Source organism: Haloechinothrix sp. LS1_15, from assembly GCF_033042135.1.
In the GTDB taxonomy this organism is placed as follows: domain Bacteria; phylum Actinomycetota; class Actinomycetes; order Mycobacteriales; family Pseudonocardiaceae; genus Haloechinothrix.
In genome coordinates, this window is sequence record NZ_WBXM01000006.1 from 55,993 (window position 1) to 72,250 (window position 16,258).

The 16,258-nt window shown below is 68.4% G+C and carries 16 protein-coding genes and 1 pseudogene; 8 read left to right on the top strand and 9 right to left on the bottom strand.

Annotation, left to right across the window (positions count from 1 at the left end; genetic code table 11):
* Positions 1-113: 113 nt before the first annotated feature.
* Positions 114-300, bottom strand: a pseudogene (locus F8178_RS10960) (cytidine deaminase); the annotation flags it as partial.
* 399 nt (positions 301-699) lie between these two features.
* Between F8178_RS10960 and sdhC the strand changes: the two are divergent.
* From sdhC to F8178_RS10985, 5 genes are all read left to right on the top strand, one after another.
* On the top strand, positions 700-1,134 hold the full coding sequence (gene sdhC, locus F8178_RS10965; RefSeq protein ID WP_317494641.1) for a succinate dehydrogenase, cytochrome b556 subunit: 435 nt from the start codon (positions 700-702) through the stop codon (positions 1,132-1,134).
* A 2-nt stretch (positions 1,135-1,136) separates the two neighbouring features.
* Positions 1,137-1,553: a succinate dehydrogenase hydrophobic membrane anchor subunit gene (locus F8178_RS10970; protein ID WP_317494642.1), complete on the top strand. Its 417-nt coding sequence runs from the start codon at positions 1,137-1,139 to the stop codon at positions 1,551-1,553.
* A 33-nt stretch (positions 1,554-1,586) separates the two neighbouring features.
* Entirely contained in the window at positions 1,587-3,389 is a 1,803-nt protein-coding gene (gene sdhA, locus F8178_RS10975) for a succinate dehydrogenase flavoprotein subunit (RefSeq protein ID WP_317494643.1), read from the top strand.
* Positions 3,389-4,195 (top strand): succinate dehydrogenase iron-sulfur subunit, encoded by an 807-nt coding sequence (locus F8178_RS10980; RefSeq protein WP_317494644.1) that lies wholly within the window; start codon positions 3,389-3,391, stop codon positions 4,193-4,195. The genes sdhA and F8178_RS10980 overlap by 1 nt, the downstream gene beginning before the upstream one ends.
* Before the next feature lie 277 nt (positions 4,196-4,472).
* Positions 4,473-4,895 carry a VOC family protein gene (locus F8178_RS10985; RefSeq protein ID WP_317494645.1) on the top strand — a complete coding sequence of 141 codons (423 nt, stop codon included), beginning with the start codon at positions 4,473-4,475 and terminating at the stop codon, positions 4,893-4,895.
* A 158-nt stretch (positions 4,896-5,053) separates the two neighbouring features.
* On the opposite strand, the gene F8178_RS10990 is transcribed toward F8178_RS10985, so the two are convergent.
* The gene (locus F8178_RS10990; RefSeq protein WP_317494646.1) at positions 5,054-5,401 is read right to left on the bottom strand and encodes a hypothetical protein; all 348 of its coding nucleotides are present in this window, start codon (positions 5,399-5,401) and stop codon (positions 5,054-5,056) included.
* A gap of 25 nt (positions 5,402-5,426) precedes the next feature.
* The gene (locus tag F8178_RS10995; protein ID WP_317494842.1) at positions 5,427-5,681 is read right to left on the bottom strand and encodes an SCO4848 family membrane protein; all 255 of its coding nucleotides are present in this window, start codon (positions 5,679-5,681) and stop codon (positions 5,427-5,429) included.
* Between the two features lie 169 nt (positions 5,682-5,850).
* On the opposite strand from F8178_RS10995, the gene F8178_RS11000 reads away from it, so the two are divergent.
* Positions 5,851-7,119, top strand: a complete 1,269-nt coding sequence (locus tag F8178_RS11000) for a serine hydrolase (RefSeq protein WP_317494647.1) — start codon at positions 5,851-5,853, stop codon at positions 7,117-7,119.
* 48 nt (positions 7,120-7,167) lie between these two features.
* On the opposite strand, the gene F8178_RS11005 is transcribed toward F8178_RS11000, so the two are convergent.
* The 6 genes from F8178_RS11005 to F8178_RS11030 form a co-directional block, all read right to left on the bottom strand.
* A complete protein-coding gene (locus F8178_RS11005) occupies positions 7,168-7,983 on the bottom strand; it encodes an SGNH/GDSL hydrolase family protein (protein WP_317494648.1) in 816 nt (271 codons plus the stop codon).
* A gap of 193 nt (positions 7,984-8,176) precedes the next feature.
* A complete protein-coding gene (yhjD, locus tag F8178_RS11010; RefSeq protein ID WP_317494843.1) occupies positions 8,177-9,223 on the bottom strand; it encodes an inner membrane protein YhjD in 1,047 nt (348 codons plus the stop codon).
* Between the two features lie 102 nt (positions 9,224-9,325).
* On the bottom strand, positions 9,326-10,300 hold the full coding sequence (locus F8178_RS11015) for a tripartite tricarboxylate transporter substrate-binding protein (RefSeq protein WP_317494649.1): 975 nt from the start codon (positions 10,298-10,300) through the stop codon (positions 9,326-9,328).
* On the bottom strand, positions 10,297-11,811 hold the full coding sequence (locus F8178_RS11020) for a tripartite tricarboxylate transporter permease (RefSeq protein ID WP_317494650.1): 1,515 nt from the start codon (positions 11,809-11,811) through the stop codon (positions 10,297-10,299). Before F8178_RS11020 ends, F8178_RS11015 begins: the two co-directional genes overlap by 4 nt.
* A gap of 106 nt (positions 11,812-11,917) precedes the next feature.
* Positions 11,918-12,448: a tripartite tricarboxylate transporter TctB family protein gene (locus tag F8178_RS11025; protein ID WP_317494651.1), complete on the bottom strand. Its 531-nt coding sequence runs from the start codon at positions 12,446-12,448 to the stop codon at positions 11,918-11,920.
* 13 nt (positions 12,449-12,461) lie between these two features.
* On the bottom strand, positions 12,462-13,460 hold the full coding sequence (locus F8178_RS11030) for a tripartite tricarboxylate transporter substrate binding protein (RefSeq protein ID WP_317494652.1): 999 nt from the start codon (positions 13,458-13,460) through the stop codon (positions 12,462-12,464).
* A gap of 304 nt (positions 13,461-13,764) precedes the next feature.
* Between F8178_RS11030 and F8178_RS11035 the strand changes: the two genes are divergently transcribed.
* Together F8178_RS11035 and F8178_RS11040 are read left to right on the top strand one after the other, a co-directional pair.
* Complete coding sequence (locus F8178_RS11035) at positions 13,765-15,456, top strand: sensor histidine kinase (RefSeq protein WP_317494653.1); 1,692 nt, start codon at positions 13,765-13,767, stop codon at positions 15,454-15,456.
* Positions 15,453-16,127, top strand: coding sequence for a response regulator (locus tag F8178_RS11040; RefSeq protein ID WP_317494654.1), 675 nt, complete (start codon positions 15,453-15,455; stop codon positions 16,125-16,127). Before F8178_RS11035 ends, F8178_RS11040 begins: the two co-directional genes overlap by 4 nt.
* Positions 16,128-16,258 lie beyond the last annotated feature (131 nt).

Sequence of the window (16,258 nt, forward strand, 5' to 3'; positions counted from 1 at the left end):
ACAGCGCTCACCATCACGACTCGATCGAACGGCACAACCACACGGCAACGGACGTCAGGACCCCGGGCACGCCCCCGGGGTCCTCGTCGTGGGTGGGCCCAGGCCACACCCGGTCACCGGAAGACCTCAGGGAGCAGCTCGGCGAGCGGGCAGGGACCGCGCGGCGTGTCTGACCAGGCAGCCGTCGCCGCCGAACTCGTACAGCACCTGCCTGCAACGCCCGCAGGGCATGAGCAACTCGCCGGTGCCGCTGCGGCTCGCGACCGCGACCAGCCGTGTCGCGCCAGCCAGCCACAGCTGCTCCACCAGATGGCCTGCTCAGATACCCGCAGTGCCGCCTCATCCCATCTGGTGCCTCGCGCAACCCGAGCGTGAGAATCACCTCACCCACACCAACCGCCGGTGCAGGAGAACGCCTGGTACACGCCCTATCGGGGACCAGTCGACCACCCGGTCGGGCAACGGCATCACAGCAGCTCACACGCACTATACCCGCGCTGGTTGTCTCGTCGATCACACCGGACTCACCGAGTTTGAACCGGCCGGCACGGGCAGGGCTAGCATCCCCCTATTAGCCCACGCCTGCCGTGGTCGCCGCGCGCCACCAGCCGTCTCGTATGGACACGATCGCCCTGGTGGCGGTCGGTCTTCGGCAGGCAAGGAGTGGGTACGTCACGAAACCATGGAGGCCGTACACCGATGTCTGTCACTGCGAGTCCCACGGGGGCGAGCGATCGGGCGGGTGCCTCGCGCCTGGGCGGCACGTTCTACCGCGGCGATCCGGCCATGTGGTCCTGGGTGCTGCACCGCATCACCGGCGCGCTCACGTTCTTCTTCCTCTTCGTCCACGTCCTCGACACCGCCCTGGTGCGCGTTTCGCCGAGCGCCTACAACGCGGTCATCGAGACCTACAAGACGCCGTTCGTGAATCTGCTGGAGGTCGGCCTCGTCGGCGCCGTGCTCTACCACGCGCTCAACGGCATTCGGGTGATCCTGGTCGACTTCTGGTCCCAGGGCCCGAAGTACCAGCGCCTCATGCTGTGGGTGCTGGTCGGCCTCTGGCTCGCCGCCATGATCCCGGGGACCTACTACATGCTCGAGCACACCGTCTCCACGATGTTCGGGGGTAACTGACCATGACGTCCGAGTCCCTTACTCTCGACAAGCCACGATCCCCCCGCAGGCCTGCGGCCCGCCGCAACAACTTCGAGCTCTACAGCTGGCTGTTCATGCGGATCTCCGGGCTCGCGCTGGTGGTGCTGGTACTGGGCCATCTGTTCATCATGAACATCCTGGACGACGGCGTGCACCGGATCAATTTCGCGTTCGTCGCAGGCCGATGGGCCTCCCCGTTCTGGCAGGCCTGGGACCTGATCATGCTGTGGCTCGCCCAGCTGCACGGCGGCAACGGGATGCGGGTGATCATTGAGGACTACGCACGCAAGCCCACCACGCGCTTCTGGTTGAAGATGATCCTGTACGCCTCGATCGTGCTCATCCTGGCTGTCGGCACCCTGGTGATCTTCACGTTCAACCCGAACATCTCCGGCTGACCAGCCGCTCCCACCGCACTCCTGGAGTTCGCTATGCAGTTCCACAAGTACGATGTGCTGATCGTCGGGGCAGGCGGTGCCGGGATGCGCGCCGCCATCGCGGCCGCCACCGAATCCGGCGAAGGTGCTCCCCGCACGGCGGTGCTGACCAAGCTGTACCCCACACGCTCGCACACGGGTGCCGCACAGGGCGGCATGTGCGCCGCGCTGGCCAACGTCGAGGAAGACAACTGGGAGTGGCACACCTTCGACACCGTCAAGGGTGGTGACTACCTCACCGACCAGGACGCGGCCGAGGTTATGGCCAAGGAGGCCATCGACGCGGTGCTCGACCTGGAGAAGATGGGGCTGCCGTTCAACCGGACCGAAGAGGGCCGCATCGACCAGCGGCGGTTCGGCGGCCACACTCGCGACCACGGGAAGGCCGCCGTCCGCAGGGCCTGCTACGCGGCCGATCGCACCGGTCACATGATCCTGCAGACGCTGTACCAGACCTGCGTCAAGCACGGCATCGAGTTCTACAACGAGTTCTACGTACTCGACGTGGTGCTGACCGACACCGACGAGGGTCCGGTGGCCTCCGGTGCAGTGGCCTACGAGCTCGCAACCGGCGAGATCCACGTCTTCCAAGCCAAGTCGGTGGTGTTCGCCACCGGCGGGTTCGGCAAGGTTTTCAAGACCACCTCCAACGCCCACACGCTCACTGGCGACGGGATGGGCATCTACTTCCGCAAGGGCCTGCCGCTGGAGGACATGGAGTTCTACCAGTTCCACCCGACCGGGCTGGCCGGCCTCGGCATCCTGCTCACCGAGGGAGCCCGCGGCGAAGGCGCGATCCTGCGCAACGCCTCGGGCGAGCGGTTCATGGAACGGTACGCCCCCACGATCAAGGACCTCGCGCCCCGCGACATCGTCGCCCGCTCGATGGTGCTCGAGGTACTGGAAGGTCGCGGCGCGGGTCCTGAGAAGGACTACGTCTACCTGGACTGCACTCACCTCGGCGAGGAAGTGCTGGAGAACAAGCTGCCGGACATCACCGAGTTCGCGCGGACCTACCTGGGCATCGATCCCGTGTACGAGGCGGTGCCGGTCTACCCCACGGCGCACTACGCGATGGGCGGGATCCCGACCAATGTCGACGGTGAAGCGCTTCGCGACAACGACACCGTGCTGCCCGGCCTGTACGCCGCCGGTGAGGTGGCGTGCGTGTCGGTGCACGGTTCCAACCGGCTCGGCACGAACTCACTGCTGGACATCAACGTGTTCGGCAGGCGGGCCGGGATCGCCGCGGCGCGGTACGCCACCCGCCGGGAGCACGTCGAGCTCCCGGAGAACCCCGCCAAGACCGTCGAGGGGATGGTGCACCACCTTCGGACGGCCACCGGCGGCGAGCGAGTGGCCGACATCCGCACCGAGCTGCAGCAGACCATGGACGCCAACGCGGCCGTGTACCGCACCGAGGACACCCTCAAACAGGCCCTGTCCGACATTCACGTGCTCAAGCAGCGCTACGGCAGGGTCGCGGTGCACGACAAGGGGATGCGGTACAACACCGATCTGCTGGAGGCCGTGGAGCTCGGGTTCCTGCTCGACCTGGCCGAGGCGCTGGTGACCACGGCACTGGCCAGGAAGGAGTCGCGGGGTGGGCATGCCCGCGAGGACTACCCGAACCGTGACGATGTGAACTTCATGCGTCACTCGATGTGCTACAAGCTGCTGCCCGAGGAGGAGGACCCGAACGCTCCCCTCGGCCTGACCGGCTTTACGTCCGACATCCGGCTGGACTACAAGCCCGTAGTCTTCACCCGGTACGAGCCCATGGAGCGCAAGTACTGATGGCTAGCCCGACAACCACCGACCCGGCCACCGGCACGGGCAATGACACGGTCCACGACACCTCGCAGATCCCCGCTCCGGAGGGGGCAGTCACGGTTTCGGTCAGGATCCTGCGGTTCAACCCGGAGATCGACGACGAGCCGCACTGGGAGACCTACGACGTCCCGGCGCTGCCCACCGACCGGGTACTGAACCTGCTGATCAACATCAAGAGCTATGTGGACGGTTCGCTGTCCTTCCGCCGGTCCTGCGCGCACGGCATCTGTGGCTCGGATGCGATGCAGATCAATGGTGTGAACCGCCTGGCGTGCAAGGTGCTAGTCAAGGACCTGCTGTCCAAGGGGGACAAGCCGACCACGATCTCCATCGCACCTATCAAGGGCCTCCCACAGCTGAAGGATCTCTATGTCGACATGGAGCCCTTCTTCGAGGCATTCAAGGCGGTGAAGCCGTACCTGATCGCCTACGGCAACGAGCCGAGCAAAGAGCGAGTGCAGTCCCCCGCCGACAGGGAACGCTTCGACGACACCACCAAGTGCATCCTGTGCGCCTGCTGCACCACCTCGTGCCCGGTATACTGGGCGGATGGCTCCTACTTCGGACCGGCGGCGATCGTCAACGCGCACCGGTTCATCTTCGACTCCCGTGACGAGGGGGCCGAGGAGCGGCTGGACATCCTCAACGACACCGAGGGCGTGTGGCGCTGCCGCACCACGTTCAACTGCACCGAGGCCTGCCCGCGCGGCATCCAGGTCACCAAGGCGATCCAGGAGGTCAAGCGCGCCCTGCTGTTCAAGCGCGTGTGAGGGCACCCCGTGTCGGGCCCTGCGAACCCCCGTGTCCGGCGCACCGGCACCTTGTGTTGGGTACGCGTGCACCCCGTTTCAGGTACTCGATGTCAGGACAAGGCGACAGCGTGGCGCGCGCGGCCCTAGCTGATCTCCGTCGAGTGCCCGGTGTGAGCAGACCGGTCGCCCACCAGCGGTACGGTTCTACACGCGCGGAGTGATCCTTGGCGGACTGTCGGTGCGGGCTGCTTAGCTGTATCCATCGAACCGGCACGCAGGACACGGAAGGTGGAGCATGGGCACACGCATCCAGGTGGCGTTCGACGCCGCCGAGCCCCACGCGCTGGCCCGATTCTGGGCGGCGGCGATGCGCTACGAGGTGGAGGACCACAGCGGGCTGGTCGATCACCTGCTCGGCGCGGGCTACATCCAGGGGAGCGACATCATCGACCTCGATGGTCGCAAGGCCTTCCGGGACGCCACCGCGTGCAGCGATCCAGAGGGGGCCGGGCCCCGCCTCTACTTCCAGCGCGTTCCCGAGGCCAAACAGGCCAAAAACCGGGTCCACCTGGACCTGGAGGTCGGCCAGGAGCGCCGGGAAGCGGAGGTGGAGCGCCTGGTCGACCTCGGCGCTACCGTACTGTGGATCACCGCAGATCGTGGGCCGGTCACCACCACCCTGGGCGATCCGGAAGGCAACGAGCTCTGCGTCTGCTGATGGCGGCGGCCAGCGTCACGGAGAGCACCATGCTGACCGTGCTCGGCCGTGGTGTCGAACTCCACCTGGTGTGGCTCGACCCGTCGATCGAAGAAGCCTCCCGGGACCGGCAGGTCACCGATCCCGGGAGGCTGCCACAACGGCCCGTACGGCGCCGGTTACGTCCAGAGAATGGCCAGGCCGAGGTTGACCACGAGCAGCGCACCGAGCGCGCGGTTCAGCCATCCCGGTGCGGCCGGTTTGCGCAGGAAAACCAGTGCCAGCGCGCCGATAGCGACCACGACCAGGATCTTGATTCCCAGCTTCAGGTGGTTCAGGTCGGCGTCGGTGAACGGTTCCAGCGCCATCATGGCCACACCGGTGATCAGCATGACTCCGCTGCCGTGCAGCCAGCCCTTGTTCACCGGGGCGCCCGCCCCGGCGTGCTGCTGCAGCATGAACGTACCGACGAGCAGGCCGAAGCCCAGCACGTGTAAGAACACCAGCACCTGGTGTAGGAACTCCATGGGTGCCCCCTTCGTGGTAGGAATCTCAGCGGGACGGCGAGCCGGTTCGGGAATGTGCGCGCTGCGCGCGCAGGCCGCGCCAGCCGATCACACCGATGATCGTACCCAGAATGATCGACACCACGGTGAGCGCGGCGTGCACCACGAAGTAGGACGTCGGTGAGCCGTCAGCGGCCCAGGAGTCCTCGCTGGCCCACAGGTTGCGGGCGAACATCACCCAGATCACCCAGGACCAGATACCGAAGGCGAGCAGGAACCCTGATGTCAGCCGGGAGTGCATGGTCGCAGTATCCCTACCGGCCGCGGCGGACTCGTCCCCCGGGTACACCACATCACTGGCCGGGCGATCACACACGCGGTGACCGTTTCGTCTCGATATCGTGACAACACACGACTGGGCGTCACTGCGCCATACACAGCGTGCGACCGACACAGTTACGCTGTCCTGCGTGACTGGCTGGTGTTCGCGGGCGCGAGGCGTGGTGCTCCCCCCTGCGCTGCTCGCCCCTGTGCTGCTCGCGTTGACGATCCTGGTGGCGATCACAGGCGTGCCCGCGGCACAGGCCGACCCCGGTACGCCGGAACCACCGGAACCGTGCTCCAACCACGAGACTCCTCCCGGACCGATCTCCCCTTCTGAGGAACCCGCTCCCGGCGAGGACCCGCCCGATCCGCTGCCCGTTCCCGAGGAACCCATTGGCGGCGAGCGGCTGGGAGAGTGCGGCGAGGTGCTGCCGCCCGAGGTGCCCGGCCCGCCGGAGGAGATCACCGCCGCAGCGTGGATGATCTCCGACCTCGATTCCGGCGAGGTGCTCGCCGCCCGCGATCCGCACGGCAGGCACCGGCCCGCTTCGCTGATCAAGGTGTTGCTGGCAGCCACCGTGGTCGACGAGCTCGATCCGGACGAGACGGTGATCGCCTCGGAGGACGACACCGACCAGGTCTGCACCTGCGTCGGCCTGGTCACCGACGAGGAGTACACGGTCGAGGACCTGCTCACCGGCACGCTCATCCACTCCGGCAACGACGCCGCGCACGCGCTCGGCAGCGCCCTCGGCGGCAAACGGGAGGCGCTGGAGGCGATGAACGGCCTGGCCACACGCTTGATGGCGCTGGACACCCGCGCGGCGACCACCTCAGGGCTCGATGGCCCCGGCATGACCAGCTCCGCCTACGACCTGAGCCTCATCTTCCGGCACGCGCTGGAGCAGCCCCGTTTCGTCGAGGCCATCGGCACCCGGAATCTGGACTTCACCTTGGAAGACGACGAGTCGATCTCGCTGTACAACGACAACCGGCTGCTCGGCTCCTACGAGGGCTTCATCGGCGGCAAGACGGGGTACACCAACGCGGCGCGGCACACCTACATGGGTGCCGCCGAGCGGGGAGACCGTAGGGTGGCGGTAGTGTTGCTGCACGCAGAGCAGCGCCCGGTTCCGGTCCACGAGCAGGCGGCGGCCGCGCTCGACTACGGTTTCGCGCTCGCGGGCGAGGGGGTCGCGCCCGTCGGGGAGCTGGTGCCGCCGCTACAGGAAGGCGAGGGCAGTCTCGCGCTGGACGACGACATGCTCGAACGGGACGGCGAGGGGTTCGTGCACGCGATCCTGGACGGTGAGCGCAGCATCCCCGGCATGACGCTGGGTGTCGCGGTGGCCGGTGTGGCGCTGGTCGGCATCGTGCTGATCTGGCGTAGCAGGCGCGACCGGCTGTTCCGCTGACCCGCCACGGTTGGTGCCCGAACGCCACGGCGGGACTGGTCGTTCCGGTCACGAAGCGCCGGGGACTCCCGCGGCCAGCGACGCGGTGACCAGCGGTGCGTAGCCGAGCGCGTAGCCACGCTGATTCGGGTGGTACGACTCCAGGATCGGGTACGACAACCCGTTGATCCACTCGTCACTGTCGCAAACGGCGTGCCCGTTGAATGCCTCCCTCGGATCGGCGAAGGCGAACCCGTGGGCGGCCGCGCGGTTCGCGATCACTTGCGCGAGCAGGTCAGCCGTGGCGTTCAGCTCGGCCTGCTGCTCCGGTGTGATCTGTGCGACGAGGTTGCACACCTGGCCGTTGAAGAGCCTGGGATAGCCGACCGCCACCACCGTGGCCTGCGGCGCGCGCTCGGCGATGGCCCGGTACAACATGTCCAATTTCGCGGGGAGCGCGCCGGTGATGACCGCCCGGGCCTCGGCGATCTCCTCGGCGCAGGTGTATGGCCATGGCCGGGCGCACGCCGTGAGCACCTCGGCGAAACCTGCGTCGTTGCCGCCGACCGTCACGGTGACGTAGTCGGTCGCCGCGCCCATCCCGTCCAGTTGGGAGTCGAGCACGTCGGCGACACGGGCACCGGAACACGCCCGCAGGTCCAGCCGGGCGCCGAGTTCCTCGCCGACCAGTGCCGGGTATCCCAGCGGCGACCGGTAGCACTCCCGTTCGTGGTAGCTGCGGGTGCCGACGCCGGATGCGTAGGAGTCGCCAAGCGCGACGTAGCTGTCCTCCTCGGCCCGCGCCGCCTCGCCGACTCCCACCAGTAGCCCGGTGAGCAGCATCGGCACCAGCGCCATGCGGACGGTACGCCACAACCGGCCCACGCCTCACCTCCCGCCGTCAGCGTCCGCGGCGCCTCCCGCGGCTGGGTTCGAGCGTGGTCGATCCGGACGAACGCGGCAATCATCCGAACAGGAGACTGCCACACGGACAGTGACTACGTACCGTCACCACCGCCGCAACTGTCGCTACTGTCCTCACCGGTCACGATGGCCGGCCAGACCGGCCCGATCCCGGTCAGCGCGTACGGTCGCGGCGCCGCCGGGAGAGCAGGCTCGCCGCGCCGCCGAGAGCCGCACCGAGCCCGACCAGGCCAGCGACATGACCCGCGCTGGGACCACGTCGCACGTGGACGAGCGGCCGCACCATCGTGGGCCCGGGCTCCGGGACGGTCTCCACGACGTTCTCACGTGCGGTGGCGGTCCAGGCGGTGACGAACAGCAGGAACCGCGACACCACGTTGGCGAAGACGAGCAACCCGATGATGGGTCCGAACAGCGCCCCGGTCGGTGAGGTCATCACCGAGGCGATGAACAGCGAGGCGAGCTGTTTCAGGAGCTCGAATCCGATCGCGGCGATCAACGCGCCCTTCACCGCGCTGCGCGCGCTCACCCGCTCGCGCGGCAGGCGCGCGATGACCCACAGGAACACCAGCCAGTTGGCGGCGATGGCCAGCACGATCGTCAGCAGGCTCAACCCCACACGGGCGGGCGTGACATCCTCCAGCCCCACGGTGGCCAGCACAGCCCTTGCCGCCATGGTCCCGGCGGTGGTCAGCCCGAACGACACCAGCAGCGCCGCACCGAGCCCCAGCAATGCCAGCAGGTCCTTCGCCATGCCACTGACCAGCGGGCGTTTCTTGCGCTCCTGACCCCACTGCGCGGTCAACGCGTCCCGCAGGTTGCGCATCCACCCGATACCGGAGTACAGCGCCACCGCCAGGCCAAGGACACCGACCGTGGTGCGGGCCTCCACCGCGGTGAGCACCACCTCCTCGATGGTGCCTTCCAAGCCGTCCGGTGCCGCCTGCACCAGCCTGGTGATCAGCTCCTGCAACAGCGCCGGATCGGCGGCCAGCACGTAACTCGCGATCGCGAAGGCAACCATCAGCAGCGGCACCAGCGATAACACACTGAAATACGTGATGGCCGCCGCGTAGTGGTTGCCGTACCGATCGCCGAACGCTTGTTGCGCCCGGATCAGGTGATCGATGCCGGGATACCGGCGCCGCAGTCGCTGCGCGCGCTCGGAAACCTCCTGCGCCTTCTCCTTGGCCTGCCGCACGCTCGGTGTGATTCCTTGGGTTGCCACGTGCCAACGGTAACCGGCCAGGCGCGTTCCGCTGTGGACGCACCTCCCGAGAGGGGTCGCGTCGCGTGTCGCGTGCTACCGGCCGGAGTCCCGCAGCCCGAGGGCATCGAGGACATCGGCCACACGCCGCGTCTCGACGTCGAGGAACTCGCCGTACTCCTCGCCAGCCAGGTAGGAGTCCTCCCAGCCGTACCGGTCGACCGCCTCGCGCCACGGCGCACTGTCCCGCAACCGGTCGATCGTCCCGATCAGCGCGTCGCGCTCGTCCTCGGCCAGGCCTGGCGGTGCGAGCAAGCCCCGCCAGTTCACGAATTCCAGATCGACGCCGAGTTCCGTCAGTGTCGGGGCATCGATCCCCCGTACCCGTTCTGGCCCCGTCACCGCGAGCACCCGTAGCTCCCCTGCCTCAACGGCGTGCATATGCTCGCCCGCACCCATCGCGGCGTAGTCCACCTCGTGGCTGAGCAGTCCAGCCAGCAGCTCCCCGCCACCGTCGTAGGAATGGTACGACACCTCGGCCGGGTCGATCCCGAGCTCGTCGGCGAGCAGCATCACTGCCAGGTGGTCGGGGCCACCCGGCTGGGAACCGCCGCCGCCTGCCACCTCGCCGGGACGGTCACGCAGATCCGCGACCAGATCCGGCAGATTGCCGTAGTCCGAGCCCGCGGGCACCACGATCGCTCCTGCCTCCTCGACTACTCTGGCCAGCGGGGTGAGCTCGGCAAGCTCCCCGGCATGACCGCTGATCTGCGCCGTGGCCACCAGTCCCAACCCCATCTGCAACAGCAGCGTGTCGTCGCCCGACTCATACCGGGCGCGGGACAGCGCGGCCATACCGGTCTCCCCCGGCATGTTGAGCACCTCGACCGATTCCGCCAGCCCGCTGTCCTCCAGCCCACCGGCCAGGGTGCGTGCCGTCTGGTCGAACCCGCCGCCGGGCGGAGTCGGCACGATGACCCGCAACTCCTCGGGAGCTTGCGTAGTCCCGCACGCCACCGGACCGAGCAACGCCGCGAGAGTCATCGCGATGCCGCGCAGCACGCACCTCACGCCGCGGACACTCCTTCCTGTTCACGGGATCGGGATCGCCGACGCCGCAGCCATCCCACCACACTCGGCAGCAGCGACGCGGCCGCAAGACCCAGCAGCACGGCGGGGATCGGCTGGGTGACGAACACCGACCAGTCGCCCCCGGAGATCTGTAGCGCCTGGCGCATGTTGCGTTCCATCAGGCCACCGAGGATGAGCCCGAGGATGAGCGGGGCAGCTGGGAAGTCGTTGGCCCGCATGAGGAACCCGAGCACACCGAACCCCAGCAGCAACCAGAGGTCGAACACGGCGAAGCTGAGCCCGTAGACTCCGACCGCGCAGAACACCACGACCAGCGGAAGCAGCACCGCTTTCGGGGTGTTGAGCACCTTGGCGAACACCGGGATCAGTGGCAGATTCAGGATCAGCAGCACCACGCTGCCGATGTACATGCTCGCGACGACGCCCCAGAACATGCCGGGGTGCTCGTCGAGCATGAGCGGGCCCGGTTGCACGCCGAGCACCAGCAACGCCCCGAGCAGGATGGCAGTGGTGCCCGATCCGGGGACCCCGAGGGTCAGCAACGGGACGAACGAACCGACCGCCGCGCCGTTGTTGGCGGACTCCGGAGCGGCGACTCCCTTGATGTTGCCCCGCCCGAAGCTGTCACCGTCCCTTGCGATGCGTTTCTCGGCCGAATAGGACAGAAACGAGGCCACGGTCGCGCCCGCGCCGGGAAGCACCCCGGTAAAGAAGCCGAGCACCGAGCCTCGCAACGTCGGCGGCGTGATCGCACCGACCTCGCCCCTGCTCAGCCGAAGCGACGTCACCCCGCCACGCGCGCCGCCCTCGCCGCGCCGGGACAGCAGCACGAACACTTCGGCGAGCGCGAACACGCCGAGCGCGACGATCAGGAAGTCGATGCCCTCGTACAGTTCCGGGCGGTCGAAGGTGAACCGCAGGGTGCCCGTGGCTGCGTCGATGCCGACCAGCGCGACGACCACCCCGACAACCGCGGAGATCAACCCCTTGGTGAGGTTCTTGCCCGACAGCGAGACGATCGCGGTCAACCCGAGGACCATGAGGGCGAAGTACTCAGCAGGGCCGAAGCTCACCGCCACCGTCGACAGTGTGGGTGCGATCAACATCAGTCCGACGACACCGATGGTGCCGCCGACAAACGAGGCGATCGCCGCGACGGCCAACGCCTTGCCCGCCCTGCCGTCACGGGCCATGGGGTAGCCGTCGAACGACGTTGCCACCGTCCCGGCGATGCCGGGAGCGTTGAGCAGGATCGACGAGGTCGACCCGCCGAACACGGCGCCGTAGTAGACACCGGCCAGCATGATCATCCCCGTTGTGGGGTCCATCCCGAAGGCGATGGGGATCATCAACGCGATCGCGCTCATCGGGCCGAGTCCCGGCAGGATGCCGATGACCGTGCCCGCGAGGACACCGACGAAGACGAACGTCAGGTTCTCCGGGCTGAGCGCGACGCCGAACCCGGACACGAGCTGGTTGAGGGTATCCATGGCAGGCTCCGTGAATGCGCGTGGCGGTGGCGATAACGCGAAAGGGGACGACCGGTGGGCCGGCCGGGGGTCGGATCAGCTGGCTCGGGAGTGAGTGGGAACGGCCTCAGAACGGCAGCGGGCCGTTCGGCAGCACCACACCGAGCCCTTCGGTCATACCGAGATAGGTGACCAGTGGGATCCCGATGCTGACCAGCGCAGTGACGAGGTGCCGCCGGTAGCCCAGGTACCACACCATCGCGGCGAGGTAGGCCGCCGTAGCCAGCACGAAGCCCGCGATGGTGAACAACGCGACGTAGGCGGCGGAAGCTGCGGCGAACAGCCCCAGTTCGAGGCGAATGTCGCCGAGCCTGCCGAGCCCACCGGTGCCCGCCTGCCCGGCAGCTGCCGTACCCTCGCCTGCCGGGCCTTCGGACGCCTGCTCCGGCTGCTCGGCCAGCGGGGTGCTGCGCTGGAAGAACAGCACCACCGCCAGGCCGAGCAGCACGAACCCGAGGCCACGCGGCAACGTCGCGGGCTGCACCGGGACGTCCACGGCCACGAAATCGGGCAGCCGGTACGCCCCCGCGAGGTACACGCCCGCGAACAGCGCCACCACAACGGCGACCGTGCGGTTGGACAACCGGAACGCGTTCATGTCCCGCTCCCGATCACCGGAGGCCGACCTCGTCGAGGATGTCGGCGATCTCCTCGTGGGACTCGTCGAGGAAGGCCTCGAACTCCGCGCTGTCCTGGTACGAGTCGACCCAGCCAAGCTTGCTCGCCTCCTGCTGCCACTGCTCGGTCTGCAGCATGTCCGCAAGGACCTCCTCGTAGTAGGCGATCTCCTCCCCGGTCATCTCGGCGGGGCCCATCACGCCACGCCAGATGTCGAAGGTGAAGTCCACATCCTGCTCGGTGAGGGTGGCAACGTCGGGCATGCCGTCGAGGCGTTCCGGGGCCGATACCGCCAGCGGCTTGACCTCACCTGCCTCGATGAGTTCGGTGGCTTCACCGCCGCCGGTCACCGCGGCATCGACGTGCCCGCCGAGCAGCGCGGTCATCGCCTCACCGCCACCGTCGAAGGCGACGTAGTTGAGCTCGCTCGCGTCGACCCCGGCGGCGTCGGCGGCCCCGGCCAACGCCACGTGGTCCATGCTGCCCGGCGCCGAACCGCCCGCGATGCTCACCGAACCCGGGTCGCTTCCCCACTGTTCGACGAGGTCGTCGAAGGATTCCATGGGCGAGTCGGCGGGCACCAGGTACACCATGTAGTCGGTGATCAACCGCGCGATCGGCGTGAAGTCGGTGTGGTCGTGGTCGGACTCACCCGCGAGCGGGACGAGGAGGATCGGCGGGCTGGTCACGAATAGCTTGTGCGGGTCACCGGTGTGGTTGGCGATGTAGGACCAGCCGATCGCTCCGCCACCGCCCGGCTTGTTGACCACCCGCACCGGCTGGTCAACAAGCCCGGTGTCCTCCAGCACCCGCGCGCTCGTGCGGGCCAGCGTGTCCCATCCGCCACCGGTGTCGGCGGGAGCGGTGATCTCGATGGGTTCGCCTGGCGACCACTGGCCGCCGTCACCGCCTGCCTCGGCTCCACAGCCGGCGAGCAGCAGCGATCCGGTCGCGGCCAGCGCGACCAGCGGGCGGGAACGTCGATGCGGCATGACGACCTCCAGGTGGTGGGTAGGTGGTTCCCGCGCAGCGGCAGGGCTGCCGGGTGGGGATGGCGACTCGCTCGTTCCCCGTCTATGAGCTGGCCCACAGGGAAACAGCCGCGAGCGCCCCGATGAAGTGTTGTGTCCGTTACGGGGGCAGTGGTGGTAAACGTCCTTGTGGTCGTTGTGTACACCCGCCGACGCTCGCCTCCGACGACGCATCCGTGCGATCCTGTCGCGACGGAGCGAGCTGGGGGTGAACGCGCAGCGGAGGAGCCCGGCACGCCTGGGCGGGACGCGAAAGGGGCAGCCGGTGCGGCCCAGGTTCACCCTCGCAGGCCAGTTCCTCGCCATCCAGCTGGTCATCATCGTGCTGGTGCTGATCGCCGTCACCGGAGCTTCGGTGGCGCAGTCGGACGCGACATTCCGACAAACCGAGGGGCAGCGGATGCGCGCCATCGCCGAGACCGGCGCCACCCACGAAGCGGTCCGGATGGGCGTGAGCGACGTCGGCGACCAGGGGATCCTGCAGCCCACCGCGGAGAGCCTGCGCAGCCTGTCCGGCGCCGACAAGCTCATCGTGACCCGCAGGGACCTGCGCATCCTCACCTCGCCCGATCCCGGTGATCTCGATCAGCCGCTGGCCATCGGCGACAGCCCGGTACTCGAAGGCCGTGCGTGGACCGGCATGACACCGATCGGCGGTGAGGATTTCCTGGTCGCCCACGTCCCGGTGATCGCCGAGGGCGGGGACGTCATCGGGCTGGTCGCGGCGGCACGCCGCTACCCGGGGTTCAGCCAGCGCCTGGTCGCCGCCGCCCCCAACCTGTTGATCTACCTCGGTATCGCCGGTTCGCTCGGTGTCACCGGGTCGGTGCTGCTGGCGCGCAGGGTGAAACGACAGACGCTGGGCCTGGAGCCCGCCGAGATCACCAGCCTCGCCGAGCACCGGGAGGCCATCCTGCACGGGATCAAGGAGGGGGTCATCGCGCTCGACTCCGAGCACCGGATCACGATGGTCAACGACAAGGCGATCGAGCTGCTGCGGCTCCCCCGCGACTGCGCACAGCGGCGGCTGGCCGAGCTGGACATCGACCCGGCGTTGCACCAGGTACTGACCGGCACCACCAGCGGGCGCGACCAGGTGGTGACCATGGGCGACCGGCTCGTCACACTCAACCGCATGCCGCTGGTCACCGGGGGCAAGGCGGCGGGCTCGGTCACCACCATGCGGGACCGGACCGATCTGGTCGAGCTCAAGCACGAACTGGACGTGACCCGCACGACCACCGAGGCGCTGCGGGCGCAGGCACACGAGTTCAGCAACCAGCTCCACGTGATCACCGGGCTACTGGAGCTCGGCGAGTACGACGAGGTCAACCAGTACATCGGCCGGGTGAGCGGGGCGCGTGCCCAACTCAGCGAGGACATCACCGCGAGCGTCGCCGACCCGTCGGTGGCCGCACTGCTGATCGCCAAATCCAGCCGGGCCGCGGAACAGGGAGCCGAGCTGCGGGTCTCACCGCGCAGCGAGCTGGGACAGCTGAGCGAGGACCTCTCGGCCGACCTCACCACGGTGGTGGGCAACCTGGTGGACAACGCCCTCGACGCGGTGGCCTCGGGCGAGCGATCGTCCGCCGGTTCGGTGGTGGAGGTGCGGCTGGCCGGGGACGCCGATGGGGTGTGGGCGTCGGTGCGTGACTCCGGCCCCGGAGTGCCGAACGAGCTGCACGACGAGATCTTCCGGCACGGCTTCTCCACCAAGACGGGCACCGACCCGGAAGGGCGTGGCCTCGGGCTGGCCATCACCCAGCTCGTCTGTGCCCGGCGCGGCGGGCACGTCCGTATCGCCTCGGCGTCCCCGGCAGGCGGGGACGAACACCGGGAGGACACCGGTGCGGCGCGGGAACACCCCGCTCCCCTAGCGGGGGCCGAGTTCGTCGCGTGGCTCCCGCTTGCTCCCTCGGCAGGCGAACGAAACCGGCCAAGGAGTTCCGAGACATGATCAACGTTGTGGTGGTGGACGACGACTTCATGGTCGCCAGAGTGCACCGGGGCATCACCGAGAGGATCCCCGGATTCTCCGTCCTCGCGGAGGCACGCACCGGCAACGAAGCGCTCGACCTCGTGCGGCGGCACCGGCCCGACCTCGTGTTGCTTGACATCTACCTGCCGGACATGAGCGGCATCGAGGTGCTACGCCTGCTGCGCGGCGACGAGCGGACCGCCGATGTGGATATCCTGGTCATCACCGCGGCGCGCGATGCGGAAACGGTCCGCACCGCGGTGCGCGGCGGGGTGGTGCACTACATCATCAAACCGTTCGACTCCGCTACCCTGCAGGCGCGGCTGGTCGCCTTCGCCGAGAGCCGTAAGACACTGCACCAGATCGACGCCGCCGATCAGGCCTCGGTGGACCGCGTGTTCGGGGGCGCGCCCGCCGCTGCCCGCATGCCGAAAGGGCTGACCTCGCAAACGGCCGACCTGGTCCGCGACGCCCTGCTCCAGGCAGACGACGGCCTCTCGGCTTCCGAATGCGCCGAGGGCACCGGGGTGTCGCGGGTGAGCGCGCGCCGGTACCTGGAGTTCTTCGTGGAATCCGGTAAGGCCGAGGTGCGGCTGCGGTACGGCACAGCAGGGCGACCCGAACGCCGCTACCACTGGATCGGCGGTTAAGCGGCGTGATTCGCGGCGGCGGGAGCCATCGACCAGCCAGCGGTTACCTCCCGCGACGGCCAGTGTGTCGGTGTCGCCAGACGAGATGGAGGGCCGCCGCGCGGAAGAATCCCATCTGGCCGAAGCGCAAC

What these genes read in the sequence shown, in the direction of transcription:
- F8178_RS10985 (WP_317494645.1), top strand. Translation starts at nt 4,473, where the DNA reads ATGGGCACACGCATCCAGGTGGCGTTCGACGCCGCCGAGCCCCACGCG.
- F8178_RS11040 (WP_317494654.1), top strand. Translation starts at nt 15,453, where the DNA reads ATGATCAACGTTGTGGTGGTGGACGACGACTTCATGGTCGCCAGAGTG.
- F8178_RS10990 (WP_317494646.1), bottom strand. Translation starts at nt 5,401, where the DNA reads ATGGAGTTCCTACACCAGGTGCTGGTGTTCTTACACGTGCTGGGCTTC.
- sdhA (WP_317494643.1), top strand. Translation starts at nt 1,587, where the DNA reads ATGCAGTTCCACAAGTACGATGTGCTGATCGTCGGGGCAGGCGGTGCC.
- F8178_RS10980 (WP_317494644.1), top strand. Translation starts at nt 3,389, where the DNA reads ATGGCTAGCCCGACAACCACCGACCCGGCCACCGGCACGGGCAATGAC.
- F8178_RS11030 (WP_317494652.1), bottom strand. Translation starts at nt 13,460, where the DNA reads ATGCCGCATCGACGTTCCCGCCCGCTGGTCGCGCTGGCCGCGACCGGA.
- sdhC (WP_317494641.1), top strand. Translation starts at nt 700, where the DNA reads ATGTCTGTCACTGCGAGTCCCACGGGGGCGAGCGATCGGGCGGGTGCC.
- F8178_RS10995 (WP_317494842.1), bottom strand. Translation starts at nt 5,681, where the DNA reads ATGCACTCCCGGCTGACATCAGGGTTCCTGCTCGCCTTCGGTATCTGG.
- F8178_RS11025 (WP_317494651.1), bottom strand. Translation starts at nt 12,448, where the DNA reads ATGAACGCGTTCCGGTTGTCCAACCGCACGGTCGCCGTTGTGGTGGCG.
- F8178_RS11020 (WP_317494650.1), bottom strand. Translation starts at nt 11,811, where the DNA reads ATGGATACCCTCAACCAGCTCGTGTCCGGGTTCGGCGTCGCGCTCAGC.
- F8178_RS10970 (WP_317494642.1), top strand. Translation starts at nt 1,137, where the DNA reads ATGACGTCCGAGTCCCTTACTCTCGACAAGCCACGATCCCCCCGCAGG.